This is a genomic window from Amycolatopsis sp. 505, assembly GCF_031625235.1.
Taxonomy (GTDB): domain Bacteria; phylum Actinomycetota; class Actinomycetes; order Mycobacteriales; family Pseudonocardiaceae; genus Amycolatopsis.
Genome location: NZ_JACKQP010000001.1, coordinates 555,690 through 579,784 on the forward strand (window position 1 = coordinate 555,690; position 24,095 = coordinate 579,784).

Annotated in this window: 36 protein-coding genes; 6 read left to right on the top strand and 30 right to left on the bottom strand. The window is 69.1% G+C overall.

Features of this window, described 5'->3' with window-relative positions; all coding sequences use genetic code 11:
* Nucleotides 1–24: 24 nt before the first annotated feature.
* The 26 genes from rplO to H5965_RS02885 form a co-directional block, all read right to left on the bottom strand.
* On the bottom strand, nucleotides 25–471 hold the full coding sequence (gene rplO / locus H5965_RS02760) for a 50S ribosomal protein L15 (protein WP_086842934.1): 447 nt from the start codon (nucleotides 469–471) through the stop codon (nucleotides 25–27).
* Nucleotides 468–653 (bottom strand): 50S ribosomal protein L30, encoded by a 186-nt coding sequence (gene rpmD / locus H5965_RS02765; RefSeq protein WP_033291195.1) that lies wholly within the window; start codon nucleotides 651–653, stop codon nucleotides 468–470. Before rpmD ends, rplO begins: the two co-directional genes overlap by 4 nt.
* 1 nt (nucleotide 654) lies before the next feature.
* On the bottom strand, nucleotides 655–1,299 hold the full coding sequence (gene rpsE, locus H5965_RS02770; protein ID WP_004558874.1) for a 30S ribosomal protein S5: 645 nt from the start codon (nucleotides 1,297–1,299) through the stop codon (nucleotides 655–657).
* Between the two features lie 34 nt (nucleotides 1,300–1,333).
* Complete coding sequence (rplR, locus tag H5965_RS02775) at nucleotides 1,334–1,732, bottom strand: 50S ribosomal protein L18 (RefSeq protein ID WP_004558873.1); 399 nt, start codon at nucleotides 1,730–1,732, stop codon at nucleotides 1,334–1,336.
* Between the two features lie 2 nt (nucleotides 1,733–1,734).
* Nucleotides 1,735–2,274 carry a 50S ribosomal protein L6 gene (rplF, locus tag H5965_RS02780; protein ID WP_043781945.1) on the bottom strand — a complete coding sequence of 180 codons (540 nt, stop codon included), beginning with the start codon at nucleotides 2,272–2,274 and terminating at the stop codon, nucleotides 1,735–1,737.
* A gap of 16 nt (nucleotides 2,275–2,290) precedes the next feature.
* A complete protein-coding gene (gene rpsH, locus H5965_RS02785) occupies nucleotides 2,291–2,689 on the bottom strand; it encodes a 30S ribosomal protein S8 (RefSeq protein WP_004558871.1) in 399 nt (132 codons plus the stop codon).
* A gap of 85 nt (nucleotides 2,690–2,774) precedes the next feature.
* A complete protein-coding gene (locus tag H5965_RS02790) occupies nucleotides 2,775–2,960 on the bottom strand; it encodes a type Z 30S ribosomal protein S14 (RefSeq protein WP_004558870.1) in 186 nt (61 codons plus the stop codon).
* A 4-nt stretch (nucleotides 2,961–2,964) separates the two neighbouring features.
* A complete protein-coding gene (gene rplE, locus H5965_RS02795; RefSeq protein WP_013222611.1) occupies nucleotides 2,965–3,528 on the bottom strand; it encodes a 50S ribosomal protein L5 in 564 nt (187 codons plus the stop codon).
* A complete protein-coding gene (gene rplX, locus H5965_RS02800; RefSeq protein WP_013222610.1) occupies nucleotides 3,528–3,842 on the bottom strand; it encodes a 50S ribosomal protein L24 in 315 nt (104 codons plus the stop codon). Before rplX ends, rplE begins: the two co-directional genes overlap by 1 nt.
* Nucleotides 3,842–4,210, bottom strand: a complete 369-nt coding sequence (gene rplN, locus H5965_RS02805; protein ID WP_004558867.1) for a 50S ribosomal protein L14 — start codon at nucleotides 4,208–4,210, stop codon at nucleotides 3,842–3,844. The genes rplX and rplN overlap by 1 nt, the downstream gene beginning before the upstream one ends.
* Nucleotides 4,211–4,288: 78 nt before the next feature.
* Complete coding sequence (gene rpsQ / locus H5965_RS02810; protein WP_004558866.1) at nucleotides 4,289–4,567, bottom strand: 30S ribosomal protein S17; 279 nt, start codon at nucleotides 4,565–4,567, stop codon at nucleotides 4,289–4,291.
* Nucleotides 4,564–4,812, bottom strand: coding sequence for a 50S ribosomal protein L29 (gene rpmC, locus H5965_RS02815; protein ID WP_013222608.1), 249 nt, complete (start codon nucleotides 4,810–4,812; stop codon nucleotides 4,564–4,566). Before rpmC ends, rpsQ begins: the two co-directional genes overlap by 4 nt.
* Nucleotides 4,812–5,231: a 50S ribosomal protein L16 gene (gene rplP, locus H5965_RS02820; RefSeq protein WP_004558864.1), complete on the bottom strand. Its 420-nt coding sequence runs from the start codon at nucleotides 5,229–5,231 to the stop codon at nucleotides 4,812–4,814. The genes rpmC and rplP overlap by 1 nt, the downstream gene beginning before the upstream one ends.
* A gap of 3 nt (nucleotides 5,232–5,234) precedes the next feature.
* Complete coding sequence (gene rpsC, locus H5965_RS02825) at nucleotides 5,235–6,062, bottom strand: 30S ribosomal protein S3 (RefSeq protein ID WP_086842942.1); 828 nt, start codon at nucleotides 6,060–6,062, stop codon at nucleotides 5,235–5,237.
* Nucleotides 6,062–6,478 carry a 50S ribosomal protein L22 gene (rplV, locus tag H5965_RS02830; protein ID WP_003102079.1) on the bottom strand — a complete coding sequence of 139 codons (417 nt, stop codon included), beginning with the start codon at nucleotides 6,476–6,478 and terminating at the stop codon, nucleotides 6,062–6,064. The genes rpsC and rplV overlap by 1 nt, the downstream gene beginning before the upstream one ends.
* A gap of 31 nt (nucleotides 6,479–6,509) precedes the next feature.
* Nucleotides 6,510–6,791 carry a 30S ribosomal protein S19 gene (gene rpsS / locus H5965_RS02835; RefSeq protein WP_003102083.1) on the bottom strand — a complete coding sequence of 94 codons (282 nt, stop codon included), beginning with the start codon at nucleotides 6,789–6,791 and terminating at the stop codon, nucleotides 6,510–6,512.
* Nucleotides 6,792–6,809: 18 nt separating this feature from the next.
* Complete coding sequence (gene rplB, locus H5965_RS02840) at nucleotides 6,810–7,643, bottom strand: 50S ribosomal protein L2 (RefSeq protein WP_310967696.1); 834 nt, start codon at nucleotides 7,641–7,643, stop codon at nucleotides 6,810–6,812.
* A 15-nt stretch (nucleotides 7,644–7,658) separates the two neighbouring features.
* Complete coding sequence (gene rplW / locus H5965_RS02845) at nucleotides 7,659–7,970, bottom strand: 50S ribosomal protein L23 (RefSeq protein ID WP_003102087.1); 312 nt, start codon at nucleotides 7,968–7,970, stop codon at nucleotides 7,659–7,661.
* Nucleotides 7,967–8,656 (bottom strand): 50S ribosomal protein L4, encoded by a 690-nt coding sequence (gene rplD / locus H5965_RS02850; RefSeq protein WP_310967699.1) that lies wholly within the window; start codon nucleotides 8,654–8,656, stop codon nucleotides 7,967–7,969. The genes rplW and rplD overlap by 4 nt, the downstream gene beginning before the upstream one ends.
* Entirely contained in the window at nucleotides 8,653–9,309 is a 657-nt protein-coding gene (rplC, locus tag H5965_RS02855; protein ID WP_003102093.1) for a 50S ribosomal protein L3, read from the bottom strand. The genes rplD and rplC overlap by 4 nt, the downstream gene beginning before the upstream one ends.
* Nucleotides 9,310–9,340: 31 nt before the next feature.
* A complete protein-coding gene (gene rpsJ, locus H5965_RS02860; protein ID WP_003102098.1) occupies nucleotides 9,341–9,646 on the bottom strand; it encodes a 30S ribosomal protein S10 in 306 nt (101 codons plus the stop codon).
* Nucleotides 9,647–10,041: 395 nt separating this feature from the next.
* A complete protein-coding gene (gene tuf / locus H5965_RS02865; protein WP_003102101.1) occupies nucleotides 10,042–11,235 on the bottom strand; it encodes an elongation factor Tu in 1,194 nt (397 codons plus the stop codon).
* A gap of 129 nt (nucleotides 11,236–11,364) precedes the next feature.
* Entirely contained in the window at nucleotides 11,365–13,464 is a 2,100-nt protein-coding gene (gene fusA / locus H5965_RS02870) for an elongation factor G (RefSeq protein WP_310967703.1), read from the bottom strand.
* A 63-nt stretch (nucleotides 13,465–13,527) separates the two neighbouring features.
* Entirely contained in the window at nucleotides 13,528–13,998 is a 471-nt protein-coding gene (gene rpsG, locus H5965_RS02875; RefSeq protein WP_003102106.1) for a 30S ribosomal protein S7, read from the bottom strand.
* The gene (gene rpsL, locus H5965_RS02880) at nucleotides 13,998–14,372 is read right to left on the bottom strand and encodes a 30S ribosomal protein S12 (protein WP_003102113.1); all 375 of its coding nucleotides are present in this window, start codon (nucleotides 14,370–14,372) and stop codon (nucleotides 13,998–14,000) included. Before rpsL ends, rpsG begins: the two co-directional genes overlap by 1 nt.
* Nucleotides 14,373–15,565: 1,193 nt before the next feature.
* Nucleotides 15,566–15,721: a hypothetical protein gene (locus tag H5965_RS02885; protein WP_310967704.1), complete on the bottom strand. Its 156-nt coding sequence runs from the start codon at nucleotides 15,719–15,721 to the stop codon at nucleotides 15,566–15,568.
* 156 nt (nucleotides 15,722–15,877) lie between these two features.
* On the opposite strand from H5965_RS02885, the gene H5965_RS02890 reads away from it, so the two are divergent.
* Genes H5965_RS02890 through H5965_RS02905 form a run of 4 tightly spaced genes read left to right on the top strand, consistent with a single transcriptional unit; the run spans nucleotide 15,878 to nucleotide 18,593 of the window.
* Nucleotides 15,878–16,417, top strand: a complete 540-nt coding sequence (locus H5965_RS02890) for a YbaB/EbfC family nucleoid-associated protein (protein ID WP_310967705.1) — start codon at nucleotides 15,878–15,880, stop codon at nucleotides 16,415–16,417.
* Complete coding sequence (locus H5965_RS02895; RefSeq protein ID WP_310967707.1) at nucleotides 16,417–16,749, top strand: hypothetical protein; 333 nt, start codon at nucleotides 16,417–16,419, stop codon at nucleotides 16,747–16,749. Before H5965_RS02890 ends, H5965_RS02895 begins: the two co-directional genes overlap by 1 nt.
* Nucleotides 16,750–16,758: 9 nt before the next feature.
* A complete protein-coding gene (locus H5965_RS02900) occupies nucleotides 16,759–17,985 on the top strand; it encodes a hypothetical protein (protein ID WP_310967709.1) in 1,227 nt (408 codons plus the stop codon).
* A gap of 2 nt (nucleotides 17,986–17,987) precedes the next feature.
* Complete coding sequence (locus H5965_RS02905; RefSeq protein WP_310967710.1) at nucleotides 17,988–18,593, top strand: hypothetical protein; 606 nt, start codon at nucleotides 17,988–17,990, stop codon at nucleotides 18,591–18,593.
* Here the strand turns inward: H5965_RS02905 and H5965_RS02910 are convergent.
* The 3 genes from H5965_RS02910 to H5965_RS02920 form a co-directional block, all read right to left on the bottom strand.
* Nucleotides 18,574–18,798, bottom strand: coding sequence for a hypothetical protein (locus tag H5965_RS02910; RefSeq protein WP_086849311.1), 225 nt, complete (start codon nucleotides 18,796–18,798; stop codon nucleotides 18,574–18,576). The genes H5965_RS02905 and H5965_RS02910 overlap by 20 nt on opposite strands.
* A 56-nt stretch (nucleotides 18,799–18,854) precedes the next feature.
* Nucleotides 18,855–19,496 carry a zinc ribbon domain-containing protein gene (locus tag H5965_RS02915; RefSeq protein ID WP_310967712.1) on the bottom strand — a complete coding sequence of 214 codons (642 nt, stop codon included), beginning with the start codon at nucleotides 19,494–19,496 and terminating at the stop codon, nucleotides 18,855–18,857.
* Nucleotides 19,497–19,557: 61 nt separating this feature from the next.
* Nucleotides 19,558–20,742 (bottom strand): MFS transporter, encoded by a 1,185-nt coding sequence (locus H5965_RS02920; RefSeq protein WP_310967713.1) that lies wholly within the window; start codon nucleotides 20,740–20,742, stop codon nucleotides 19,558–19,560.
* A 95-nt stretch (nucleotides 20,743–20,837) separates the two neighbouring features.
* On the opposite strand from H5965_RS02920, the gene H5965_RS02925 reads away from it, so the two are divergent.
* Nucleotides 20,838–21,338 (top strand): Lrp/AsnC family transcriptional regulator, encoded by a 501-nt coding sequence (locus H5965_RS02925; protein WP_310967714.1) that lies wholly within the window; start codon nucleotides 20,838–20,840, stop codon nucleotides 21,336–21,338.
* Nucleotides 21,339–21,385: 47 nt separating this feature from the next.
* Nucleotides 21,386–22,171, top strand: coding sequence for a M15 family metallopeptidase (locus tag H5965_RS02930; RefSeq protein ID WP_310967716.1), 786 nt, complete (start codon nucleotides 21,386–21,388; stop codon nucleotides 22,169–22,171).
* A gap of 51 nt (nucleotides 22,172–22,222) precedes the next feature.
* Here H5965_RS02930 and H5965_RS02935 read toward each other — a convergent pair whose 3' ends face one another.
* Entirely contained in the window at nucleotides 22,223–23,947 is a 1,725-nt protein-coding gene (locus tag H5965_RS02935; protein WP_310967718.1) for an SdrD B-like domain-containing protein, read from the bottom strand.
* Nucleotides 23,948–24,095: the final 148 nt, after the last annotated feature.

Genomic DNA, 24,095 nt, shown 5'->3' on the forward strand with positions numbered 1-24,095 from the left:
ACGGCGGCCTAACCAGAATAAGCCTCAGTTGGTGGTGGCGGAGCCACCGGCCGCTTCGAGCTTCTCCTTGGCGGAGCCGGAGAACGCGTCGGCGGTGACGTTCAGCTTGACGCCGTTCACGTCGCCGTTGCCGAGGACCTTCACCAGCTTGCCCTTGCGGACCAGACCGCCCTTGACCAGCTCGTCGGCGCCGATGGTGCCGCCGTCCGGGAAGACGCGGGCGATGTCGCCCACGTTCACCGGCTGGTACTCGGTGCGGAAGCGGTTCTTGAAGCCGCGGAGCTTCGGGAGCCGCATCTGGATGGGCATCTGCCCACCCTCGAACCGGGCCGGCACGTTCTTCCGGGCCTTGGTGCCCTTCGTACCGCGACCGGCCGTCTTGCCCTTCGAACCCTCACCACGGCCCACGCGGATCTTGTCGCGCTTGGCGCCCGGAGCCGGACGCAGGTGGTGGATCTTGATGGCCGTCATGCCTTGACCTCCTCGACCTCCACCAGGTGGCGGACGGTGTGGATCAGGCCGCGCACCTGGGGGGTGTCTTCACGCACGACGCTCTGGCGGATCTTGCGCAGCCCGAGGGTGCGCAGCGACTCGCGGTGAGCGTGCTTCGTGCCGATCTTGCTCTTGACCTGGGTGACCTTGAGTTGAGCCATGTCAGACCCCCTGGCCCGCGCGCTGGCGCAGCATCCGGGCCGGCGCGACGTCCTCGAGCGGGAGACCGCGGCGGGCCGCGACCTCTTCGGGACGCTGCAGGCCCTTCAGGGCCGCCACGGTCGCGTGCACGATGTTGATCGCGTTGTCGGAGCCGAGCGACTTCGACAGCACGTCGTGGACACCCGCGCACTCCAGCACGGCGCGCACCGGGCCACCGGCGATGACGCCGGTACCGGCGGAAGCCGGGCGGAGCAGCACCACACCGGCGGCTTCCTCACCCTGGATCGGGTGCGGAATGGTGCCACCGACGCGGGGAACGCGGAAGAAGTTCTTCTTCGCTTCCTCGACGCCCTTGGCGATGGCCGCGGGAACTTCCTTGGCCTTGCCGTAGCCGACGCCGACCTGACCGTCGCCGTCGCCGACGACCACCAGGGCGGTGAAGCTGAAGCGACGACCACCCTTGACGACCTTGGCGACGCGGTTGATCGTCACGACCTTCTCGAGGTGCGGGGTCTTGTCCTGGGCCGCCCCGCCACGGCCGCTGTCGCGCCGGTCGCGGCGGTCGCGACGGTCACCGCGGTCGTTGCCGCCCTGCCCGCCGGGTCCACCCTGGCCGCCGCCGAATTGCCGTGTACGTCCCGGCATCAGGCTTTCCTTCCGTTAACAAGCTTCTGCATCGTCAGAACTCCAACCCCGCCTCACGGGCGGCGTCGGCGAGCGCGGCGATGCGGCCGTGGTAGGCGTTGCCCCCACGGTCGAACACCACAGCCGAGATCCCGGCGTTCTTGGCCCGCTCGGCGACGAGGGCCCCGACCTTGGCGGCCTTGGCCTTCTTGTCGCCGTCGACCGCCCGGACGTCCGCCTCGAGGGTGGACGCCGACACCAGCGTGTGGCCGGCGAGGTCGTCGATCACCTGCACGGCGATGTGCCGCGAGGACCGCTTGACGACCAGGCGCGGACGCTGCTCGGTGCCCGAGACCTTCTTGCGGAGCCGGAAGTGCCGACGGGCCTTCGCGACGCGGCGGCGGGTCGAGATGTCCTTGCCCACCGGCTTGCGCTTCGTAGTCGTGTCGCTCATGATCACTTACCCGTCTTTCCGACCTTGCGGCGGATCTTCTCACCCTCGTAGCGCAGGCCCTTGCCCTTGTACGGGTCCGGGCGACGCAGCTTGCGGATGACGGCCGAGATCTGGCCGACCTTCTGCTTGTCGATGCCCGAGACCGAGAACCGGGTCGGGGTCTCCACCTTGAAGGTGATGCCCTCCGGGGCCTCGATCTTGACCGGGTGCGAGTAGCCGAGGGCGAACTCGAGGTCCGAGCCCTTGGCCTGCACGCGGTAACCCACGCCGTGGATTTCCATCTTCTTCTCGTAGCCGGCGGTGACGCCGACGACGAGGTTGTTCACCAGCGTGCGGGTGAGCCCGTGCAGCGCCTTGGAGGTGCGCTCGTCGTCCGGGCGCTTCACCAGCAGCGTGCCGTCCTCGTCGCGCTCGACGGTGATCGGCTCGGCGACGGTGTGCTCGAGGGTGCCCTTGGGCCCCTTGACCTTGATCAGCTGACCGTCGATGGTCACCTCGACCCCGGAAGGGACGGCGACCGGCAGCTTTCCGATGCGTGACATGCCTGTTCCCCTTCCCTTACCAGACGTAGGCGAGGACTTCGCCGCCCACGCTGTTGCGCTTGGCCTGCCGGTCCGTCTGCAGGCCACCGGACGTCGAAATGATCGCGATGCCCAGGCCGCCGAGGACCGACGGCAGTTCGGTGGACTTTGCGTAGACCCGCAGACCGGGCTTGGAGACACGCCGCAGGCCGGCGATGCTCCGCTCACGGTTGGGGCCGTACTTGAGCTCGACGACGAGGTTCTTGTGCTTCTCGCCCGGCTCGTCGTGGTAACCCGCGATGTAGCCCTCGCGCTTGAGGATCTCGGCGATGTTCGCCTTGAGCTTCGAGTGCGGGAGCTTGACCTCGTCGTGGTACGCCGAGTTCGCGTTGCGCAGACGCGTCAAGAAGTCTGCGATGGGGTCGGTCATCGTCATGGTGACCTGTCAACCTTTCTCGCCTGGTTCCCCGCCCGCCGGAGCGGGACGGGGCCTGTGGCGAAGTGGAGTTAAATAGAAGCTCTTACCAGCTGGACTTGCGGACGCCGGGCAGCTCGCCCGCGTGCGCCATCTCGCGAAGGCAGATCCGGCAGAGCCCGAACTTGCGGAACACGGCGTGCGGGCGGCCGCACCGCTGGCAGCGGGTGTAGGCGCGCACGGCGAACTTCGGCTTCTTCGCGGCCTTGTGGACCAGTGCTTTCTTGGCCATCGGCTCAGTTCTCCTTGAACGGGAAGCCGAGCTTGCGCAGCAGCGCCCGGCCCTCGTCGTCGTTCGTGGCGGTCGTGACGACGGTGACGTCCATGCCGCGCGGGCGGTCGATGGAGTCGGGGTCGATCTCGTGGAACATCGACTGCTCGTTGAGACCGAACGTGTAGTTGCCGTGGCCGTCGAACTGCTTCGGCGAAAGCCCGCGGAAGTCGCGGATACGCGGCAGCGCGATGGTCAGCAGCCGGTCGAGGAACTCCCACATCCGGTCGCCGCGCAGCGTGACGCGCGCGCCGATCGGCTGGCCCTCGCGCAGCTTGAACTGCGCGATGGACTTGCGGGCCTTCCGGACCTCCGGCTTCTGGCCGGTGATCAGGGCGAGGTCCTTGACCGCGCCCTCGATCAGCTTGCTGTCGCGGGCGGCGTCGCCGACGCCCATGTTCACGACGACCTTCGTCACGCCCGGGATCTGGTGGACGTTGGCGAAGGAGAACTCGGCCTGCAGCTGGCCCTTGATTTCCTCGCGGTACCGCACCTTGAGGCGCGGAGAGGTCTTCTCAGCGGTGGTCATCAGATGTCCTTACCGTTCCGGCGCGAGATCCGGACCTTCTTGCCGTCCTCGCCGATGCGGTAACCCACCCGGGCCGGCTTGCCGTCCGAGTCGACGACCATCACGTTCGAGACGTGGATGGGCGCCTCCTGCGTGACGATGCCGCCGGACTGCGCGCCGCGCTGGGTCTGGCTGATCCGCGTGTGCTTCTTGATCCGGTTCACGCCTTCGACCAGCACGCGCTCGCGCTCGGGGTAAGCCTGGATGACCTTGCCCTTGGCGCCCTTGTCCTTGCCGGCGATGACGACGACCGTGTCGCCCTTCTTCACCTTCATCACAGCACCTCCGGCGCGAGCGAAATGATCTTCATGAACTTTCGGTCGCGCAGCTCGCGGCCCACCGGGCCGAAGATGCGGGTGCCGCGGGGCTCGTTGTCGTTCTTGATGAGCACGGCGGCGTTCTCGTCGAACCGGATGTAGGAACCGTCCGGACGACGGCGCTCCTTGACCGTGCGGACGATGACGGCCTTGACGACGTCGCCCTTCTTCACCCCGGCGGCCGGGATGGCGTCCTTCACGGTGGCGACGATGATGTCGCCGATGCCGGCGTAGCGCCGCCCGGAGCCACCGAGAACGCGGATGCAGAGGATTTCCTTCGCACCCGTGTTGTCGGCTACCCGAAGCCGCGACTCCTGCTGGATCACGTCTACTCCTGTATGTCGCGCCGGTTCTCGCCCGGACGAGCGAGCCTTGCGGAACTAAGAACTCTTAAAGAGCCCTGCTTACTTGGCCTTCTCCACGATCTGCACCAGGCGCCACCGCTTCGATGCCGACAGCGGGCGGGTCTCCATCAGGGTGACCCGGTCGCCCACGCCCGCCTCGTTGTTCTCGTCGTGCACCTTCACCTTGGAGGTGGTGCGGACGACCTTCGAGTAACGGGGGTGCTTCTTGCGGTCCTCGAGCTCGACCACGATCGTCTTGTTCATCTTGTCCGAGACGACGTAGCCCTCGCGGACCTTGCGGTCGTTCCGGGCCGGCGTCTCGGTGGTGGGCTCGCTCATGCGGCACCTTCACTCTCGGCGTCGGGGGCAACGGACAGGCCGAGTTCGCGCTCGCGCATGACCGTGTAGATCCGCGCGATGTCCGTGCGGACGGTGCGCAGACGGCGGTTGTTGTCGAGCTGCCCGGTCGCCATCTGGAAGCGGAGGTTGAAGAGCTCCTCCTTGTACTCCTTCAGACGCAGGACGAGCTCTTCCGCGGTGAGCTCACGCAGCTCCGATGCCTGAGCGGCACCTGCGTTAGCCATCAGAACTCACCACCTTCACGGGTCACGATGCGGCACTTCATGGGCAGCTTGTGGATCGCGCGGCGCAGCGCCTCGCGAGCCGTCTCCTCGTTCGGGAACGAGATCTCGAACATCACGCGACCCGGCTTCACGTTGGCGATCCACCACTCGGGCGAACCCTTACCGGAACCCATCCGGGTCTCGGCCGGCTTCTTGGTCAGCGGGCGGTCCGGGTAGATGGTCGTCCACACCTTGCCACCACGCTTGATGTGACGGGTCATGGCGATACGAGCGGACTCGATCTGCCGGTTCGTCACGTAGCTGTGCTCAAGCGCCTGGATGCCGTACTCGCCGAAGCTGACCTTCGTGCCACCCTTGGCGGCGCCGTGGCGCTTCGGGGAGTGCTGCTTCCGGTGCTTGACCCTGCGCGGGATGAGCACGTCTCAGCCCTCCGTCTTTTCTGCGGTCTCGGTGGCCGGGGCCGCCTCAGTGGTGGCGGCAGCGGCGGCGCGACCGGCTTCGGTCGAGGTGGCGGTCGTGCCCGACGCGCCGGAACGACGCGGGCGGGACGGCCGGTCGCTGCGGTCGCGGTCGCGACGCGGCGCGCGCTCGGCGGCGTCGCGGGCTTCGCGGGCCTTCAGGCCACCGACGAGCTCACCCTTGTAGATCCACACCTTGACGCCGATGCGACCGAACGTCGTCTTGGCCTCGAAGAAGCCGTAGTCGATGTCGGCGCGCAGCGTGTGCAGCGGGACACGGCCGTCGCGGTAGTGCTCGGAGCGGGACATCTCGGCACCGCCGAGACGACCGCCGCACTGCACGCGGATGCCCTTGACCTGCGGCGAGCGCATGGAGGTCTGGATCGCCTTCCGCATCGCGCGGCGGAACGCCACGCGGTTGGAGAGCTGCTCCGCGACCGCCTGGGCGACCAGCTGGGCGTCGGCCTCGGGGTTCTTGACCTCGAGGATGTTCAGCTGGACCTGCTTCTTGGTCAGCTTCTCCAGCGCGCCGCGGATCCGGTCGGCCTCCGCGCCGCGGCGGCCGATGACGATGCCCGGCCGGGCGGTGTGGATGTCCACGCGGACGCGGTCACGGGTGCGCTCGATCTCGACCTTGGAGATGCCCGCGCGCTCCATGCCGGTGGCGAGGAGCTTGCGGATCTTGACGTCCTCGGCCACGTACTCGGCGTACTGCTTGTCGGCGTACCAGCGCGACTTCCAGTCCGTGGTGATACCCAGGCGGAAACCGTGCGGGTTGATCTTCTGGCCCACTACCGGCCACCTGCCTTCTTCTTGCTCTGAGCCTTCTGCGCGACGGCCGGACGCGACTCCACCTCGACGGTGATGTGGCTGGTCCGCTTGCGGATCCGATACGCGCGGCCCTGGGCCCGCGGGCGGATGCGCTTGAGGGTGGGGCCCTCGTCGGCGTACGCGTTCTTGACCCAGAGCGTCTCCGGGTCCAGCTGAAGGTTGTTCTCGGCGTTGGCCACGGCGCTGGCGAGCACCTTCGCGACCGGCTCGCTGGCCGCCTGCGGGGCGAACCGGAGCACGGCCAAGGCGTCGGCGGCGCTACGTCCCTTGATGAGCTCGATCACCCGGCGCACCTTGGTCGGCGAGTCCCGGACGAAGCGAGCCCGCGCGTACGCCGTAGGCAGAGCCTCGGTCGTCGCGTCGTTCTGGGCGTTCATCGCTACTTCCCTTGTCTGTTCTCGTGCCCGCTCAGCGGCGGCGCGACTTGCGGTCGTCCTTGATGTGGCCCTTGAAGGTCCGCGTCGGGGCGAATTCCCCCAGCTTGTGACCCACCATCGCCTCGGTGACGAACACCGGGACGTGCTTGCGGCCGTCGTGCACCGCGATCGTGTGTCCCAGGAAGTCCGGGATGATCGTCGAGCGGCGCGACCAGGTCTTGATGACCGTCTTCTTGCCCGATTCGTTCAGCGCGTCCACCTTCTTGAGCAGGTGGTCGTCCACGAACGGGCCCTTCTTAAGGCTGCGTGGCATGTGCTTCTACCTCCCTGCTCAGCGCTTCTTGCCGGTACGCCGGCGGCGGACGATGAGGGCGTCGGACGCCTTGCGGCGACGCGTGCGGCCCTCGGGCTTACCGTTCGGGTTGACCGGGTGGCGACCACCGGAGGTCTTGCCCTCACCACCACCGTGCGGGTGGTCGACCGGGTTCATGACGACACCGCGGACGGTGGGGCGCTTGCCGCGCCAGCGGTTGCGGCCGGCCTTGCCCCAGTTGATGTTGGCGTGCTCGGAGTTGCCGACCTCGCCGACCGTGGCGCGGTTGCGCACGTCCACGTTGCGGATCTCGCCCGAGGGGAGACGCAACTGGGCGTACGGACCGTCCTTGGCGACGAGCTGCACCTTCGCGCCCGCGGACCGCGCCATCTTCGCGCCGCCGCCGGGGCGGAGCTCGATCGCGTGGATCACGGTGCCGACCGGGATGTTGCGCAGCGGCAGGTTGTTGCCCGGCTTGATGTCGGCCCGGGGGCCGTTCTCGACGGTGTCGCCCTGCTTCAGCTTCTCCGGCGCGATGATGTAGCGCTTCTCGCCGTCGGCGTAGTGCAGCAGCGCGATGCGAGCGGACCGGTTGGGGTCGTACTCGATGTGCGCGACCTTGGCGGGGATGCCGTCCTTGTCATTGCGACGGAAGTCGATGACGCGGTAGGCGCGCTTGTGGCCGCCACCCTTGTGCCGGGTGGTGATCTTGCCGGACGAGTTGCGACCGCCCGAACCGCTCAGCGGACGAAGCAGCGACTTCTCCGGGGTGGAGCGGGTGATCTCGGCGAAGTCCGAGACGCTCGAACCGCGACGACCCGGGGTCGTCGGCTTGTACTTGCGGATGCCCATTGTCAGCTCAGTCCTTTACGCGGTGGGTCCGCCGAAGATCTCGATCGCCTTGCTCTCGGGCGAAAGAGTCACGATGGCGCGCTTGGTGTCCTTGCGCTTGCCGAAGCCGGCGCGAGTCCGCTTCCGCTTGCCCTGGCGGTTGGCCGTGTTGACGCTGACCACCTTGACGCCGAACACCTTCTCGACCGCGATCTTGATCTGGGTCTTGTTGGCGTCCGGGCGGACGATGAACGTGTACTTGTGGTCCTCGAGCAGCCCGTAGGACTTCTCGGAGATGACCGGCGCGAGCAGGATGTCGCGGGGGTCCGGAATGGCGACCGAACTCACTTCTCGTCACTCCCTTCCGTGACCTCGCCCGACCGCGCGGAAGCCTTGACGGTCTTACCGCGGACGGGGCCGGCGACGAACGCGTCGTACGCGGCCTTGGTGAACACGACGTCGTCGTTGACCAGCACGTCGTAGGTGTTGAGCTGGTCGGCCCAGAGGAGGTGCACCTCGGGCAGGTTCCGCAGGGAAACCCAGCTCAGCTCGTCGGCCCGGTCCAGCACCACGAGCACGCGCTTCGCGGCCGTGACGGCGGCGAGGACGGTCTTGGCGGCCTTGGTCGACGGCTTCTCGCCGGTCACCAGCTCGGTGACGACGTGCAGCTGGCCGGCGCGGGCCCGGTCGGAGAGGGCGCCACGCAGGGCGGCGGCCTTCATCTTCTTCGGGGTGCGCTGGGTGTAGTCGCGCGGCGTGGGGCCGTGCACGACGCCACCGCCGGCGAACTGCGGCGCGCGGGTCGAACCCTGGCGGGCACGGCCGGTGCCCTTCTGGCGGTACGGCTTCTTGCCGCCACCGCGAACCTCACCACGGGTCTTCGTGTCGTGCGTGCCCTGGCGCGCGGCGGCCTGCTGGGCCACCACGACCTGGTGCATCAGCGCGACATTGGCCTGCACGTCGAAGATCTCCGCGGGGAGATCGACCGTGCCGTCGGCTTTACCGGCCGGGGTCTTCAGCTCGACGCTTGTCATTCGGAGTTACCACCCTTCGCGGCGCTGCGCACGAACAGCAGGCCGCCCTTGGGACCGGGCACGGCGCCCTTGATCAGCAGCAGGCCGTCCTCGGCACGCACGGCGTGCACGGTCAGGTTCTGCGTGGTGACCCGGTCGTTGCCCATCCGGCCCGCCATGCGCAGGCCCTTGAAGACGCGGCCGGGGGTGGCGCAGCCACCGATCGAACCCGGCTTGCGGTGCACGGCCTGGGCACCGTGGCTCGCGCCCTGGCCCTTGAAACCGTGGCGCTTCATGACACCCGCGTAGCCCTTGCCCTTGCTGGTCCCGGTCACGTCGACCTCGACGCCGGCGGCGAACACCTCGGCGGTGATCTCCTGGCCGACCTCGTAGGTCTCGGCGTCGGTGGTGCGCAGCTCGGCGAGGAACCGGCGCGGGGTCACGCCCGCCTTGTCGAAGTGGCCGGTGCGCGGCTTGTTCACCTTGCGCGGGTCGACCGCGCCGAACGCCAGCTGCACGGCCGCGTAGCCGTCCTTGTCCTGGGTCCGAACCTGGGTGACCACGTTCGGACCGGCCTTGACGACGGTGACCGGGACAACCCGGTTCTGCTCGTCGAAGACCTGGGTCATGCCGAGCTTGGTGCCCAGGATGCCCTTCATCTGCCTGTCAGACATGAGTCTCTTATCTCCGCCGCTCGCCCAACGCTTACTGGATGTTGACGTCGACGCTCGCCGGCAGGTCGATGCGCATGAGCGCGTCGACCGTCTTCGGCGTCGGGTCGAGGATGTCGATCAGACGCTTGTGCGTGCGCATCTCGAAGTGCTCGCGCGAGTCCTTGTACTTGTGCGGCGAGCGGATGACGCAGTAAACGTTCTTCTCGGTGGGCAGCGGCACCGGCCCGACAACCCGGGCGCCGGTGCGCGTGACCGTCTCCACGATCTTGCGCGCCGAGGTGTCGATCGCCTCGTGGTCGTAGGCCTTGAGCCGGATGCGGATCTTCTGTCCCGCCATGGTGGCTGCTCGTTCCTTGTCGTCTCGTGCCGCTATCTCACAAAACCCCGCCGGGTGTCCCCACCCTTGCTGGGTTTCCGCAGTTCAACGGCCCTGTCCCCGGTCCACGCGGTCGGGCGTGTCGCGCCCGACGCACAGACGGATCCCGCGGGATCGTCGTCTTGCCTGGTCTTCCTCAACGTGAGGAGGCTATGAGCCGGCTGGACCGTCTCACTGCCCTTGCCCGCTCGCCTCACCCGAAGGAAAGAGCTCCGCGGACCGTGGCCACTCGCACCGAGGCGGCCGGACCCTCGATGAGGATCGGCCGCCCCAGGACGAGCAACCAAAATAGTGTCGCACACGTGAGTTGACGCCCTGCACCCGGGGGTGTATTACCCGGGCGCAGGGCGCCTACGTCACTTGTTGATCTTGGTAACCTGGCCCGCGCCGACGGTCCGGCCACCCTCGCGGATGGCGAAGCGCAGACCCTCGTCCATCGCGACCGGCTGGATCAGCTGGACCGAGATGTCGGTGTTGTCGCCCGGCATGACCATCTCGGTGCCCTCGGGGAGGGTCACGACGCCGGTCACGTCGGTGGTGCGGAAGTAGAACTGCGGGCGGTAGTTGTTGAAGAACGGGGTGTGACGGCCACCCTCGTCCTTCGACAGGATGTAGACCCGGCCCTCGAAGTCGGTGTGCGGGGTGGTGGTGCCCGGCTTCACGACGACCTGGCCGCGCTCGACGTCCTCGCGCTTGATACCGCGGACCAGCAGGCCGACGTTGTCGCCCGCCTGGCCCGAGTCGAGCAGCTTGCGGAACATCTCGACACCGGTGACGGTGGTCTTGGTCGACTTCTCGCGGATACCCACGATCTCGACCTCTTCGTTGACGTTGATCTGGCCGCGCTCGACGCGACCGGTCACCACGGTGCCACGACCGGTGATGGTGAAGACGTCCTCGATCGGCATCAGGAACGGCTTGTCGAGCTCACGCACCGGGTCCGGCACGTTGTCGTCGACGGCGGTCATCAGCTCGAGAACGGCCTCGGACCACTTCTCGTCGCCCTCGAGGGCCTTCAGGCCGGAAACGCGCACGACCGGCGCGTCGTCGCCCGGGAACTCCTGCGAGGACAGCAGCTCGCGGACCTCCAGCTCGACGAGCTCGAGGATCTCCTCGTCGTCGACCATGTCGGCCTTGTTCAGCGCGACCACGATGTAGGGCACGCCGACCTGGCGGGCGAGCAGCACGTGCTCACGGGTCTGCGGCATCGGGCCGTCGGTGGCGGCCACGACCAGGATCGCGCCGTCCATCTGGGCGGCACCGGTGATCATGTTCTTGATGTAGTCCGCGTGACCGGGGGCGTCCACGTGCGCGTAGTGACGCTTCTCGGTCTGGTACTCGACGTGCGAGATGTTGATCGTGATGCCGCGCTGCTTCTCTTCCGGCGCGTTGTCGATCTGGTCGAACGCCCGCGACTCGTTCAGCTCCGGGTACTTGTCGTGCAGCACCTTGGTGATGGCCGCGGTCAGAGTCGTCTTGCCGTGGTCAACGTGACCGATGGTGCCGATGTTGACGTGCGGCTTGGTCCGCTCGAATTTCGCCTTCGCCACTGGAATGTCCTCCTGGACTGATTTCGCTTTGTGCTCACGGGACGGCGTGGCTGCCGCCCCGTGATTGTTCCTTCGTCGGTGCTGCGGACGTTCAGGAGAGTCCCTTAATGCCCGCGAGCGCTGGGGGAACTACTCCCCCGTCGCCTTCGCGATGATTTCCTTCGCGACGTTCGCGGGAACCTCGGCGTAGGAGTCGAACACCATGGAGTAGTTCGCCCGGCCCTGGGTGCGGGACCGCAGGTCGCCGACGTAGCCGAACATCTCCGACAGCGGGACCAGTGCCTTCACGACACGGGTACCGGACCGCTCCTCCATGGCCTGGATCTGACCACGGCGGGAGTTGAGGTCACCGATGACGTCGCCCATGTAGTCCTCGGGCGTGGTCACCTCGACCGCCATCATCGGCTCCAGGATCACCGGGCCGGCCTTCTTCGCGGCTTCCTTCATCGCCATGGAACCGGCGATCTTGAACGCCATCTCCGAAGAGTCGACCTCGTGGTACGCACCATCCAACAAGGTGAACTTCAACCCGACGAGCGGGTAGCCGGCCAGGACGCCGTACTGCATCGCGTCCTGCGCGCCCGCGTCCACCGACGGGATGTACTCCCGCGGCACGCGACCACCGGTCACCTTGTTGTCGAACTCGTAGAGCGCGCCGTCGGTGCGCTCGAGCGGCTCCAGCTTCACGATGACCTTCGCGAACTGGCCGGAACCACCGGTCTGCTTCTTGTGGACGTAGTCGAGCTTGTCGACCGTCTTCTTGATCGTCTCGCGGTAGGCGACCTGCGGCTTGCCGATGTTCGCCTCGACCTTGTAGTCGGACTTCATCCGGTTCACCAGCACCTCGAGGTGCAGCTCGCCCATGCCGGCGATGATCGTCTGGCCGGTGTCCTCGTCCAGCTTGACCTGGAACGTCGGGTCCTCTTCGGCCAGCTTCTGGATCGCCAGGGACAGCTTCTCCTGGTCGGCCTTCGTCTTCGGTTCGATCGCGACCCGGATGACCGGCTCGGGGAACGTCATCGACTCCAGCACGATCGGGTTCTGCGGGTCCGCCAGGGTGTCACCCGTGGTGGTGTCCTTCAGCCCGATGACCGCGTAGATGTGGCCGACCTGGGCGTCGTCGACCGGGTTCTCCTTGTTGGAGTGCATCTGGAAGATCTTCCCGATGCGCTCCTTGCGCTCCTTGGTCGCGTTGATGACCTGCGCGCCGGAAGCGACCTTGCCCGAGTACACCCGGATGTAGGTCAGCTTGCCGAAGAACGGGTGCGCGGCGATCTTGAACGCGAGCGCGGCGAACGGCTCGTCGACCGACGCCTTGCGGGTCGCCGGGGTCTCACCGTCGGGGAGCAGGCCCTCGACGGCCGGGACGTCCAGCGGGGACGGCAGGTAGTCGATCACCGCGTCGAGCATGGGCTGCACGCCCTTGTTCTTGAACGCGGAGCCGGCCAGGACCGGGAACGCCGAGCGGGTGATGACGATCTTGCGGATGCCCGCCTTGATCTCCGCCTCGGTCAGCTCCTCGCCCTCGAGGAACTTCTCCATCAGGGCGTCGTCGGTCTCGGCGACGGTCTCGACCAGCTTCTCGCGGTACTCCGCGGCCCGGTCGGCCAGGTCGGCCGGGATCTCCTCGACGGTGTAGTCCTCGCCCTTCTGCACCTCGCCGCGCCAGACCAGGGCCTTCATGCGGACCAGGTCGACGACGCCTTCGAAGTCGTTCTCGGCGCCGATGGGCAGCTGGATCGCCAGCGGCTGGACGCCGAGGCGCTCCTCGATGGTGCGCAGGGTGTAGTAGTAGTCCGCACCCAGCTTGTCCATCTTGTTGACGAAGCAGATGCGCGGGACGTCGTACTTGTCCGCCTGCCGCCAGACCTGCTCGGACTGCGGCTCGACACCTTCCTTGCCGTCGAAGACGGCGACCGCGCCGTCGAGCACCCGCAGGTTGCGCTCCACCTCGACGGTGAAGTCGACGTGCCCGGGGGTGTCGATCAGGTTGATCTGGTGGTCGTCCCAGAAGGTGGTGGTGGCAGCCGAGGTGATGGTGATACCCCGCTTCTGCTCCTCCTCCATCCAGTCCATGGTGGCGGCGCCGTCGTGGACTTCACCGATCTTGTAGTTGACCCCGGTGTAGAACAGGATCCGCTCGGTGGTCGTCGTCTTGCCGGCGTCGATGTGGGCCATGATGCCGATGTTGCGGACCTTGTTCAGGTCGGTCAGCACTTCACGTGCCACGAGAGTGTTCCCCTGTTCTCAAGCTTGGGGCCCGGCATGGCTTGGTCGACAGCCGGGCGGTCATCACCAGCGGTAGTGCGCGAAGGCCCGGTTGGACTCGGCCATCTTGTGCGTGTCTTCGCGACGCTTCACGGAGGCACCGAGGCCGTTGGAAGCGTCCAGCAGTTCGTTCTGCAGGCGCTCGATCATCGTCTTCTCGCGGCGGGCCTGCGAGAAGGAGACCAGCCAGCGCAGGGCCAGCGTGGTGGAGCGGCCCGGCTTGACCTCGATCGGCACCTGGTAGGTGGCACCACCGACGCGGCGGCTCTTCACCTCGATGGTGGGCTTCACGTTGTCGAGGGCGCGCTTCAGCGTGACGACCGGGTCGGTGCCCGTCTTCTCGCGAGCGCCTTCGAGCGCGCCGTACACGATGCGCTCGGCCAGGGACCGCTTCCCGTCCTTCAGCACCTTGTTCACCAGCTGGGTGACCAGCGGGGAGGCGTAGACGGGGTCGGAGATCAGCGGCCGCTTCGGGGCCGGACCCTTGCGGGGCATTAGCTCTTCTCCTTCTTCGCGCCGTACCGGCTGCGCGCCTGCTTGCGGTTCTTGACACCCTGGGTGTCGAGCGAACCGCGGATGATCTTGTAACGGACACCCGGAAGGTCCTTCACACGACCACCGCGCACGAGCACCATCGAGTGCTCCTGCAGGTTGTGGCCCTCACCGGGGATGTAGGCGGTGACCTCGATGCCGCTGGTCAGCTTCACACGCGCGACCTTGCGCAGCGCCGAGTTCGGCTTCTTGGGGGTCGTGGTGTACACGCGGGTGCACACGCCACGCCGCTGCGGGCTCCCCTTGAGGGCCGCCGTCTTCTGCTTGGCAGCCTTGTCCTGGCGGCCCTTGCGGACCAGCTGCTGGATCGTGGGCAATGGACCAGCTTCCTGTCGTGATCTGCTTCTTCGTGTCTTCACCGGCCCCCGCGGTCGGGCGTGTCGGCCCGCGTCACGGTCTCGCGACCGGTAACTTCCCGGAGGGATTTCCGTCGGAACCCCGACCTGCCGAAGCCGGTGACCGGGTGCCTGAGCACCCCGCCCATGCGCACGGCACGCGGAGCGGCCCGACGCATGCCGGGCACGGTCTCCAAAGATACCCGCCCGGGTCCGGGAGGAGCGCGGCGGGGGGTCTGTAGGTCGACGAACCTCCAGCGTACCTCTCAACGCCCCCGGGCTGCGGGACATTCCCACGCCTCGGGTCGCGGGAGCGATCATTCCCGCGGGCGTTGGGGCGGAGGCATTCCTGCGGCGGGATCACCGCAGCCGCGGCTTGGTGGGTAACGCCGCTGGGCAGCGAGAGATTCCCCGGGTCGGCTTCGGCGGGCGGGCCGGGTGGTCGCTGCCTTGGTGCGGGGCGCCGGTGAGTGTGGCGCTGCCGGCTGCGCGGGGCCGATCCGGTTCGCGGCGGTGGAGCTGCTCGGGGCGGCGCGGGTGGGTGGCTTGCGACCCTCGGCCGGCGAGGCGGCTCACTCCGCCGAAGCCGCGCGGGCGGCTTGCTCGCCGGGCAGGCACGCAACCGGAGCGGCGCAGGCAAGCAGCGCCTCTGGCGCACCCGACGATCCGACAGCCGACAGCGCGAGCCGACCAACAACATCACCACACGCGGACCGGCGGCCGGGAGCGCGAGAAGACCAACGACGTCACCAGACCTCCCCCGCCCCTCATCCCAGCCATCCCTTCAGTCGGCGACCGGGTGTGTCAAGGCACGCTTTCCCGCCTTGACACACCTGGGCGACGACTGACACTCCCACCGGAGGGGCGGGGGAGGTCGGACCCGCCCTGCCGCGGCATAAAAAACAAAAGCGTCCTCGCCGGACAGGCAGGCTCCGGGATGACCACGACTACCGCTGTCAGCCAGCGTTGGGGAGGTGGGCCGCCGGGTGGTCATCCCGTCGCCTGAACGAGGCCTATCACTTTGAGCCGGGCCCGCAAGCCCGCGTCGTCATCCAGCCCCGCGCGGTGGGTTGCGGGCCCGGCTCAAAGCGATTTTCACGGCCTCAGGCGACGGGATGACCACCCAGCTCCTCAATTGTGAGCTGGGCGCCGGGCCGGCACCGCCGTCCCCTACCTCAGTCCTCGTCCGGCTTGGCGTGGTCCGGCTTGCCCGGGTTGGGGTCTCGGGACAGGTCGATCAGCGGGTGCACGCCCGCCCCCTCGGGGGCCGCGTGGCTGCCCGTCGACTTGGGTTCCTCGGCCGGGCCGGGAGGCCCTTCGGTGCTGGTCATCACACACTCCTCGCGCGTTGTCCCCTGCTTCCCTCTCGGGCCGAAACCTACCCATTACCCGGTCGGGTGATGCAGTGGGATCGGATCGGCCGTTCCGTGCGTCACAGTGCGGCCGGAGGGTCACGATGGGTGCACCACGAAACGGGAAGGGGCGGCATGTCGGGCGAGTTCGAGCACCTGGTGGCCGAGTTCGAGCGGTTCCAGGCGGGCATCCGCGACGCCGACGACCGGTTCGCCGGGCTCGGCGCCATGCGGCAGCAGCTGACCGAGCTGCGGGCGAGCGCCGCGTCGGCGGACGGGGGTGTCACCGTCGTCACCGGGCCCGGCGGGGCCGTCCTCGACGTGCGGTTCACCGAGGCCGCCCTGGCCAAGGGGCCGCAGGCCCTCTCCGCCGCGCTGCTGGCCACGCTGCGGGAGGCCGTCGGCGAGGCGGCGCGGCGGCAGGCCGTCATCGTCGAGGAGAACATGGGCGACGACCTGGGCCTGGTCGACCAGGTCCTGGAGACGCAGGCCGTCGCGTTCGGAACCACCGTCGAAGCACTGCGGTCGAAGCTCACCGAAGAAACAGCGGAGCCGGCGCCGGACTTCTCCGAGCAGCGGGTGCTCCGCCCGGCCGATCCGCCGCCGCCCCCGCCCACCGCCGGCCCGAGTGCCGGCGACCGCTTCCTGCGGAACCTGTTCGACGAGGAGGACTGATGCCCGACGGCTACCGGGTCCGGGTGGACGCCCTGCACAAGTACGTCGCCGACCTGGACGAGTACCGCGGCCAAGGCGCGAAGATCACCGAGAAGGTCGCGCAGGCCGACGTCGGCGACAAGTCGTGGGGCGTGGTCGGCCTTTTCACCAAGAGCGGCTACGACGACACCCTCCGCGAGCTGCAGTCGCTGCTCGCGTCCATCGCGGACGGCCTGGCGTCGGCGCAGGCCAAGCTGACCGACGCGGCGAACGTCTACCAGGGCGTCGAGGACGACCACAAGATCTTCTTCGGCCAGGTCGAGACCCTGCTCGACGGCCCGGGAAAGCACTGAGGGGACCACATGGCCGAGGTCGAAGACGTCGCGAGCGGCATCACCGTCAAGCCCGACGACCCGAAGACCGTGCTCGGGGTCAACGTCGACAACGCGATCAAGGCGACGCCGTTCGCCGGCGGCGCGGTCACCGTCGGCAAAGACGCCGTCTCGGTGACGAAGGCGGTCTTCGCGCCGCAGCCCGACGGTGCCGACATCACCCTCGCGCTCGGCACCATCGCCACCGACACCGCGAGCTTCATCCAGTCGAGCGCGAGCACCATCACCGACATCGCGACCGACCCGCTCGGCTGGCTGGTCGGGCAGGGATTGAATTTCCTGGTCAACGCCGTCCAGCCGATTCAGGACGCGATCCACTTCGTCAGCGGCGACGGCCCGGCGCTGGGCGTCGCGGCGGAGAACTTCGGGGCGATCGCCACCGGGCTGGACAAGCTGGCCAAGAACTTCGCCGAGGTCGCCGACGAGTCCCTCAAGGACTGGGAGGGCAACGCGAGCAACGCGGCGAAGACGGCGCTGGGCGAGTTCGCGCACGGCATCGAGGGCGTCGCCGGGAAGTCCGGCGACCTGGCGCGGATGCTGCAGCTCAACAGCATGCTGATGAGTTTCGTCGAGGACCTGATCAAGGCCATCCTCACCGAGTTCGTGACCTGGCTGATCCTGCTGTGGGTGCCCGCCCTGGCCGCCGCGGTGCCGACCTGCGGGGCTTCGCTGTCCGCCGCGGCCCCGGTGACCGAGGTCAAGGCCGCCCAGACGACCGCGAAGACCACGCAGAAGGTGAACAAGCTGCGCGAGCTCCTGCAGAAGGTGCTCGACTGGCTCCGGAAGCTGCAGCAGAAGTTCGCCTCGACGACGCTGGGCAAGTCGCTCACGAAGATCGCCGAGGAGAACGAGGGCAAGGACCTCCTCCAGAAGGCCGTCGGCGACAAGGGCCTGATCGGCAAGCGCTGGGCGAAGGCCTTCGAAAACCCGGTGCTCGACGCCGCCGGCAAGGTCGACTACAAGAAGACGATGCTCAAGGCCGGCGCCACCGAAGCGCTGAAGAAGGGCGGCGAGGCGGCGGTCAAGGGCGTGCTCGGCTACAACCCGGCCAACCCCGGCGACAACCCGGCCAAGACGGTCAACGACCACCTCGGGAAGCTCAACAGCCACGTGAAGAACGCGAAGAAGGCGAGCGACTACGACGGGACCGGCCGCGACCAGTCCGTCGAGGAAACCCGCGAGGACCTGGACTTCTGACGATGCAGACGCTCTTCACGATCGGCGTGCTGGTGGTCGTGGCCGCGGTGGCCGCCGCGATCTGGTGGCGGTCGCAGCGGAAGGCCGCCGCGGGCCGCGACAACCACTGGTTCAAGGCGTTCGCGGCCGAACAGGGTGGCACGTTCGGCGGCGGGGCGCCGTCGTTCGGCGTGTTTCACCCGACCGGGCGACCACTGACGGCAGCGCCGGACGACCCGTGGGTCGAGTTCCGGCTCGGCGGCCGGCCGGTGCTGGCGATCGACACGCGGGAGTCGTACCGGAACTTCGACGACCACGTGTACTTCCGTGACCTCCACGTGACGCAGGTGCGCGTGCCGCCGGGCCCGGAGCTGCGGATCGTCCCGGGGCGTCCGGTGTCGATGCCGACGCTCCCGCCGGACTCGGGCCTCGACGCCGAGGTGGCGCGGTGGCTGGCGGCGAACCCGCGGTTCGCGCAGCGGGAGGTCGTCGTCGAGAACGGCGCCGCACGCACGTGGGGCCCGGGCTGCGCGACGCGGCAGAACGTGCTGGCCGAGGCCCGGTACCTCGCCGAGCTGGCCGATCACCTGCCCGCGGCGCTGGGCAACCTCAGCGGCGACGCGTCGTGAGGTGGGTCAGGCCCGCCGACAGCGCGAACACCAGCCCGAGGCCGACGACGTAGGGCCCGGCCAGCAGGGCGAACCCCGCGCCGATGTTGGCGTCGGGCTGATCCGACGTCGCCCGGAAGCCGATCGCGCCTACCGACAGCAGGATCGCGCCCGCGGTGATCAGCACGACGGCGATCACCGTGAGGCGCTTCGTGACGGGCGTCATGCCTTCATGGTGCCCGGGGCGCCGCGGATCCGCCGGATCAGCGGGCCCCGGACGGGTCAGAGTTTGCTGCCGCAGTCCGAGCAGAACATCGCGCCCGGCTTGGTGCTCTCGTTGCCGCAGCCGCCGCAGGCGACCTTGAGGGCCAGCGACGTCCCGCAGGACGAACAGAACTTGCCGCCGTCGGCCTTCAAGCCGCAGCCCGGGCAGGTGACCTTCGCGCGGGTGTCGATGTCCAGGTTCGACGTCCAGTCCTTCTCGCGGGCCTTCTCCCAGATCTGGTCGCGCTGGGCCGACGCCTGGGCGCGCGAGATCTCCTCGGCGACGCTGGGCGAGCAGCGCAGGCACTGGCCGATCTCCTCGTTCCAGCACTGGTCGTGGCACATCCAGTCGCCGCAGCCGCGGCACTGGCGGAAGCTGGGGGTGATCTCTTCGACCGCCGCCGCCAGGGCCTTGTCCTTGGCCGGCGAGTTCGTCGCGCGGTCGTAGCGCCACTGGTCGGCCGAATTGCTCAGGTCCCGCAGCGTCCCGCCGAAGAAGGAGCCGACCGCGCGCAGCACGCTCCGGCCGGTCTCGATGTTGTCGCGCTGGAAGGCGGAGCGGAAGCCGTTGCCGCAGCGTTCGCAACGGAACTCGAACTGGTACCCCTGCGTGTTCGACAGGTCCGAGAAGTTGTCCGTGAAAGGCACAGAGTCAGCCACGGCCCATCTTGGCGACGCGGCCGCGGCCGCCGGGACGAGAGATTTGCCGACAACGGACCGGCTACCGGCCGTCACGAGGCACCAACAGCACCAGCGGGAGCACGGCCAGCACGCCGCCGACCACCGCGACCAGCGCGTACCCGCCGCCGGCGAACAGCGCCCCGGACCCCAGCCCGGCCAGCGCGGACGCCGACCAGACGACCGCGTCGACCGTCCCCTGCACCCGGCTGCGCGTCTCCGGCGGGAGGTCCCGGCTGAGTTGCGCGCTGCCGCCGACGAACACCAGGTTCCAGCCGTAGCCCAGCAGGAACAGCGCGATCGGCAGGCCGGAGGTGTGGGCCGTCGGCGCGGCGAGCGCGGTCGCCGCCGCCAGGGCGAGGAGGCCGAGGCCGGCGTTGACGGCGACGTGCGGACCCCAGCGGTCGGCGATCCGGCCCGACAGCGGCGCCAGCGCGAACATGCCGAACAGGTGCGCGCCCAGCACCCAGCCGACGACGTCGAGGCCGTGCCCGTGCGCCTGGAGCTGCAACGGCGTCATCGTCATCACCGCGCCCATCGTGAGCTGCGCGGCGACCATCGCGATCAGCGGCCGCGCGAAACCGGCCGGCCGCACCAGGCGGTTTTGCGCGGCGGCCACGATCGGAACCGGGCTCGCGGGCACGTGCCGCGGGAGGAACGCCGGTGCCAGTGCCGCACCCGCCGTGGCCAGGGCGGCCACCGCGGCCGGGCCGGACAGCGACGGCCAGCCGAAGCCGGCCGCGGCACCGGCCGCCGGGGCCATCAGCGCCGGCCCGGCGAGCGCGCCGATCGTCCCGCCCCAGACGACGGTCGAGAGCGCGCGGCCCCGGCGGTCCGGCGGGTACAGGTCGGCGGCCAGGTACCGCGAAAGCTGCGCGCCGCCGTTGCCCAGGCCGACCAGCAGGATGCCGAGCAGCAGCGGCACGACCGACGTCGCCAGCGCGCCCGCGAACGCCACCAGCGCGCCGGCCGCGGCGACGCCGTAGCCGACGGCCAGCACGCGGCGGCTGCCGTGGACCGGCACCAGCGTCCCGGCGCCGAGCGCGCCCGCCACCGTGCCGAGCACGTTCGCCACGCTCGGCAGCCCGCTCCAGACCGCGCCGCTGCCGGCGGCGACGATCAGCGTGGCCGCCGTGCCGAGACCGACCGTGGCTGTGTTGAGCAAGGCGACGCCCGCGAACAGCGCCACCGTGGACCGGGTCCGGCCGGCCACCGTGAAAGTCCCCATGAGCAGCAACGTTAGGGAAATCCCGCCCTGGTTCGAAGGGGCGGCGAACGGAATTTCGGTCGCCCGGGCCGCGCATCGGAAGGAAAATGCGGCCCATGACCTTCCGTTCGGAAAAGCCGCTGGACGACGTCGACTGGCGGCTGCTGGAGCTGCTGCAGGCCGACGGGCGGCTGTCGTTCAAGGAGCTCGGGCGGCGGATCAGCCTGTCGGCCCCGGCGGTGGCCGAGCGGGGGCGACGGCTGGAGGAGGCCGGCGTGATCACCGGCTACCGCGCCCAGGTCGACGCGCGGCGGGCGGGCCAGCCGCTGCAGGCGTTCGTCGAGATGCGCTGCGCGTTGGCCGGCTGCCTGCTGAAGACGTCGAAGTCCGAGGACTACCCGGAGGTCGTGGAGATCCACCGGCTGAGCGGCGACCACTGCACGATGCTGAAGGTCCGGACGGCCTCGCTCGAGCACTTCGAGGGCCTGCTGGAGCGGCTGGGCAAGCACGGCGAGCTGCGGTCCTCGGTGGTGCTGTCGACGCAGTTCGAAGGGCGTCCGGTGCAGCCGCCCTCGGACGACTTCCTGCGCGCGACGACGTCCGAGGGCTGGTCCTGACTCGGTCGGCGGCTGTGCGTCCGGGGCCGAGCTGATAGACGAAAGGCATGCCGATCTTCACTCGCCGGGTGCGCGCCTTCGCCGTCACCCTCGCCGCACTCGGCGGCCTCGCCGTGCCCACGCCCGCGCAGGCCGCCACGCCGGGGGCGTTCGTCGCGCTCTCCGACGTCGCGCCGTCGATCCTGCAGGACATCCGCTACGACACGCGGCACAACTTCGTCGGCCGCCGCATCGACGGGTACCGCCGGCCGATGTGCATCCTGACGCGGCAGGCCGCCGAGGGGCTCCGGAAGGCGCAGGCGCAGCTGGTCCGGCAGGGGTACACGCTCAAGGTGTACGACTGCTACCGGCCGCAGCGGGCCGTCGACCACTTCGTGCGGTGGGCCAAGGACCTCGCCGACGAGACGATGAAGGCGGAGTTCTACCCGAACGTCGCCAAGGACCGGCTGTTCGCCGACGGGTACATCGCCGAGAAGTCCGGCCACAGCCGCGGCAGCACGATGGACCTGACGCTCGTCCGGATCCCGCCCCGGTTCCAGCGGCCGTACGTCCCGGGCGAGCCGCTCAAGGCGTGCTTCGCGCCGCGGGACCAGCGCTTCCCGGACAACACGGTCGACATGGGCACCGGCTACGACTGCTTCGACCCGCTCGCCCACACCGACAACCCGGCGATCACCGGCGTCGCCCGGCAGAACCGCGACCTGCTGCGTTCGACGATGGCCGCCGCGGGCTTCCGCAACCTGCCCGAGGAGTGGTGGCACTTCACGCTGAACGGCGAACCGTTCCCGGACACCTACTTCGACTTCCCGGTGGCCCGGGGAAGCCTGCACTGACGCGAAAGCGCCCCGCGATCCATTGTGGACCGCGGGGCGCTCCGGTGGCGATCAGGCCGAGCGACGGCGGCGGGCGCCGGCCACCAGGCCACCGCCGAGAGCGAGGGCGAGCAGCGCGAGGGCGCCGAGGCCGATCGCGTCGACGCCGGTGCTGGCGAGGCCGGAGCCGCTCTGGCCACCCCCGGCGCCGCCGGCCGCGCCGGTGGTGGAGGCCGGGGCACCGGCGGTGCAGTCGGCCGGGTTGACCGGGACGACCGGGAGCGGCGCGTCACCTTCCTCGACGTCGATCCCGACGCGGGACTCCGACGAACCCCACACGTCGATGTTGGTGGGGTTGTCGTACTTGACCTTCAGGCCCTTCGGCGGCAAGAGGTACAGCCGGTACTCCGGTCCGGCCACCACGTCGTGGAACTCGAAGTGGCCTTTCGCGTCGGTCGTCTGCTCGCCGGTGACCGGGCAGTGCTGGTCGGACACCAGGACGACCTTGACCCCGGCGACGCCCTGCTCCCCCTGCTTCACATCGCCCACGACGGTGCCCTTGGCCCCCGGCACCGCCGCCCGGTCCTCGGCCTGTGCGTGGTTCTCGGTGTCGACCTCGGGATAGCCGAAGTCACACGCGGCGACGACGTAGCCGCGGTTGAAGGCGGCCTTCGGCACCGTTTCGGACACGTCGAACGTGCGCGTCTGCCCCGGCTCGATCCGCACGCCGTCCCCGGCGAGATCGCCCCACCCCGGGCCGCGGCCGCTCAAGACGTAGCCGCTGCCCGCGCGGTTGCATTCGGCGACGATGCCGGTGAGCGGGATCGGGCCGGAGTTGGCCAGCGTCACGGTCACGTGCGCGAGGTCGCCGACCTGGTAGCTGTCCTGGGTGAAGGCCATCGTCGCCTTCAGCGCGCCGTTCAACGGCGGCGTCCCGCGGAAGAGCAGGTCGGTGTCCGCTCCGATCCGGACGGTCCGCCACGGGAACAGCCAGCCGTCGATCACGTCGCCGCCGACGTAGTACTCCGCGGCCGGGAGGTCGAGAGCGAACTTGCCGTCGGCGCCGGTCGTCGCGGAGTAGGTGCTCGTACCGTGGACGTACCGCAGCGTGACCTTGATGCCGGCCAGCTGCTCGCCGGCGTCGAGGACCCCGTTGCCGTTCTTGTCGCCGTAGACCGTGCCGGTCGCGTGCCCGGCGGCCTTGGTCACCGGAACGCTGAACTGGAACTGCGGCCCGGCGCTGTTCCCGCTCTCGTCGAACAAGATGCCGCGCACGGTTGCGGTGGTCGCGTCGAGGTCGCGGACCTGCGCGGAAACCGCCACCTCGAACGTCTGTCCCGGTTCGAGGGTCACCCCAGGCTTGTTCTCGAGCTGACCCCAGCCGCCGCCGTAGAGGACCTGGACGTCGGTCGGGTCGACCACCATCTGGTACATCGTCAGGCCGGCCGCCGTCGTCGCACCGGTGTTCGTCAGCTTGACGGTGAAGTGGATGTCCTCGTCGGTCCGGTAGGAGGCCTTGTCGAAGGCGACCGAGACCGCGACCTGGGCCCGCTCGGCCTGCGGCTGCGCCGCCGCGGGCTTGCTTTCCGGCTTGGCTTCCGGCTGCGTGGAACTCGGCGGTGCCTCCGAGCTCGCCGGCGCTTCCGATGTGGACGGCGCGGTCGAGGTCGGCACGCCGGCCTCCGGTGCGGGGTCCTCCGCCGCGGCCGGACCGGCGAACACGCTGGTCAGCACGGCTGCGGCCGTCACCGCGGCGAAACCGCGCGCGAGGGATCTCGCGCTTCTGGATATGTTCACGAACAGTCACCCCTGATTACCCGTTGGAAACGCGCAAAGCCCCCGAGCCGCGTGAACCGGCTCACTCTAGCCGGATTCGGGGCGGGTGAATACCTGATCAGGTGACAAAAGGGGAAAGGCCCCCGCCGGAAACCCGGCGGGGGCCTTT

Coding starts and splice junctions, on each gene's coding strand:
- rplO (WP_086842934.1), bottom strand. CDS start 471: ATGACGGCCATCAAGATCCACCACCTGCGTCCGGCTCCGGGCGCCAAG.
- rpmD (WP_033291195.1), bottom strand. CDS start 653: ATGGCTCAACTCAAGGTCACCCAGGTCAAGAGCAAGATCGGCACGAAG.
- rpsE (WP_004558874.1), bottom strand. CDS start 1,299: ATGCCGGGACGTACACGGCAATTCGGCGGCGGCCAGGGTGGACCCGGC.
- rplR (WP_004558873.1), bottom strand. CDS start 1,732: ATGAGCGACACGACTACGAAGCGCAAGCCGGTGGGCAAGGACATCTCG.
- rplF (WP_043781945.1), bottom strand. CDS start 2,274: ATGTCACGCATCGGAAAGCTGCCGGTCGCCGTCCCTTCCGGGGTCGAG.
- rpsH (WP_004558871.1), bottom strand. CDS start 2,689: ATGACGATGACCGACCCCATCGCAGACTTCTTGACGCGTCTGCGCAAC.
- H5965_RS02790 (WP_004558870.1), bottom strand. CDS start 2,960: ATGGCCAAGAAAGCACTGGTCCACAAGGCCGCGAAGAAGCCGAAGTTC.
- rplE (WP_013222611.1), bottom strand. CDS start 3,528: ATGACCACCGCTGAGAAGACCTCTCCGCGCCTCAAGGTGCGGTACCGC.
- rplX (WP_013222610.1), bottom strand. CDS start 3,842: ATGAAGGTGAAGAAGGGCGACACGGTCGTCGTCATCGCCGGCAAGGAC.
- rpsQ (WP_004558866.1), bottom strand. CDS start 4,567: ATGAGCGAGCCCACCACCGAGACGCCGGCCCGGAACGACCGCAAGGTC.
- rpmC (WP_013222608.1), bottom strand. CDS start 4,812: ATGGCTAACGCAGGTGCCGCTCAGGCATCGGAGCTGCGTGAGCTCACC.
- rplV (WP_003102079.1), bottom strand. CDS start 6,478: ATGAACGCCCAGAACGACGCGACGACCGAGGCTCTGCCTACGGCGTAC.
- rpsS (WP_003102083.1), bottom strand. CDS start 6,791: ATGCCACGCAGCCTTAAGAAGGGCCCGTTCGTGGACGACCACCTGCTC.
- rplB (WP_310967696.1), bottom strand. CDS start 7,643: ATGGGCATCCGCAAGTACAAGCCGACGACCCCGGGTCGTCGCGGTTCG.
- rplD (WP_310967699.1), bottom strand. CDS start 8,656: ATGACAAGCGTCGAGCTGAAGACCCCGGCCGGTAAAGCCGACGGCACG.
- rplC (WP_003102093.1), bottom strand. CDS start 9,309: ATGTCTGACAGGCAGATGAAGGGCATCCTGGGCACCAAGCTCGGCATG.
- rpsJ (WP_003102098.1), bottom strand. CDS start 9,646: ATGGCGGGACAGAAGATCCGCATCCGGCTCAAGGCCTACGACCACGAG.
- rpsG (WP_003102106.1), bottom strand. CDS start 13,998: ATGCCCCGCAAGGGTCCGGCCCCGAAGCGGCCGCTGATCTCCGACCCC.
- H5965_RS02885 (WP_310967704.1), bottom strand. CDS start 15,721: ATGACCAGCACCGAAGGGCCTCCCGGCCCGGCCGAGGAACCCAAGTCG.
- H5965_RS02890 (WP_310967705.1), top strand. CDS start 15,878: ATGTCGGGCGAGTTCGAGCACCTGGTGGCCGAGTTCGAGCGGTTCCAG.
- H5965_RS02895 (WP_310967707.1), top strand. CDS start 16,417: ATGCCCGACGGCTACCGGGTCCGGGTGGACGCCCTGCACAAGTACGTC.
- H5965_RS02900 (WP_310967709.1), top strand. CDS start 16,759: ATGGCCGAGGTCGAAGACGTCGCGAGCGGCATCACCGTCAAGCCCGAC.
- H5965_RS02905 (WP_310967710.1), top strand. CDS start 17,988: ATGCAGACGCTCTTCACGATCGGCGTGCTGGTGGTCGTGGCCGCGGTG.
- H5965_RS02910 (WP_086849311.1), bottom strand. CDS start 18,798: ATGACGCCCGTCACGAAGCGCCTCACGGTGATCGCCGTCGTGCTGATC.
- H5965_RS02920 (WP_310967713.1), bottom strand. CDS start 20,742: ATGGGGACTTTCACGGTGGCCGGCCGGACCCGGTCCACGGTGGCGCTG.
- H5965_RS02925 (WP_310967714.1), top strand. CDS start 20,838: ATGACCTTCCGTTCGGAAAAGCCGCTGGACGACGTCGACTGGCGGCTG.
- H5965_RS02930 (WP_310967716.1), top strand. CDS start 21,386: ATGCCGATCTTCACTCGCCGGGTGCGCGCCTTCGCCGTCACCCTCGCC.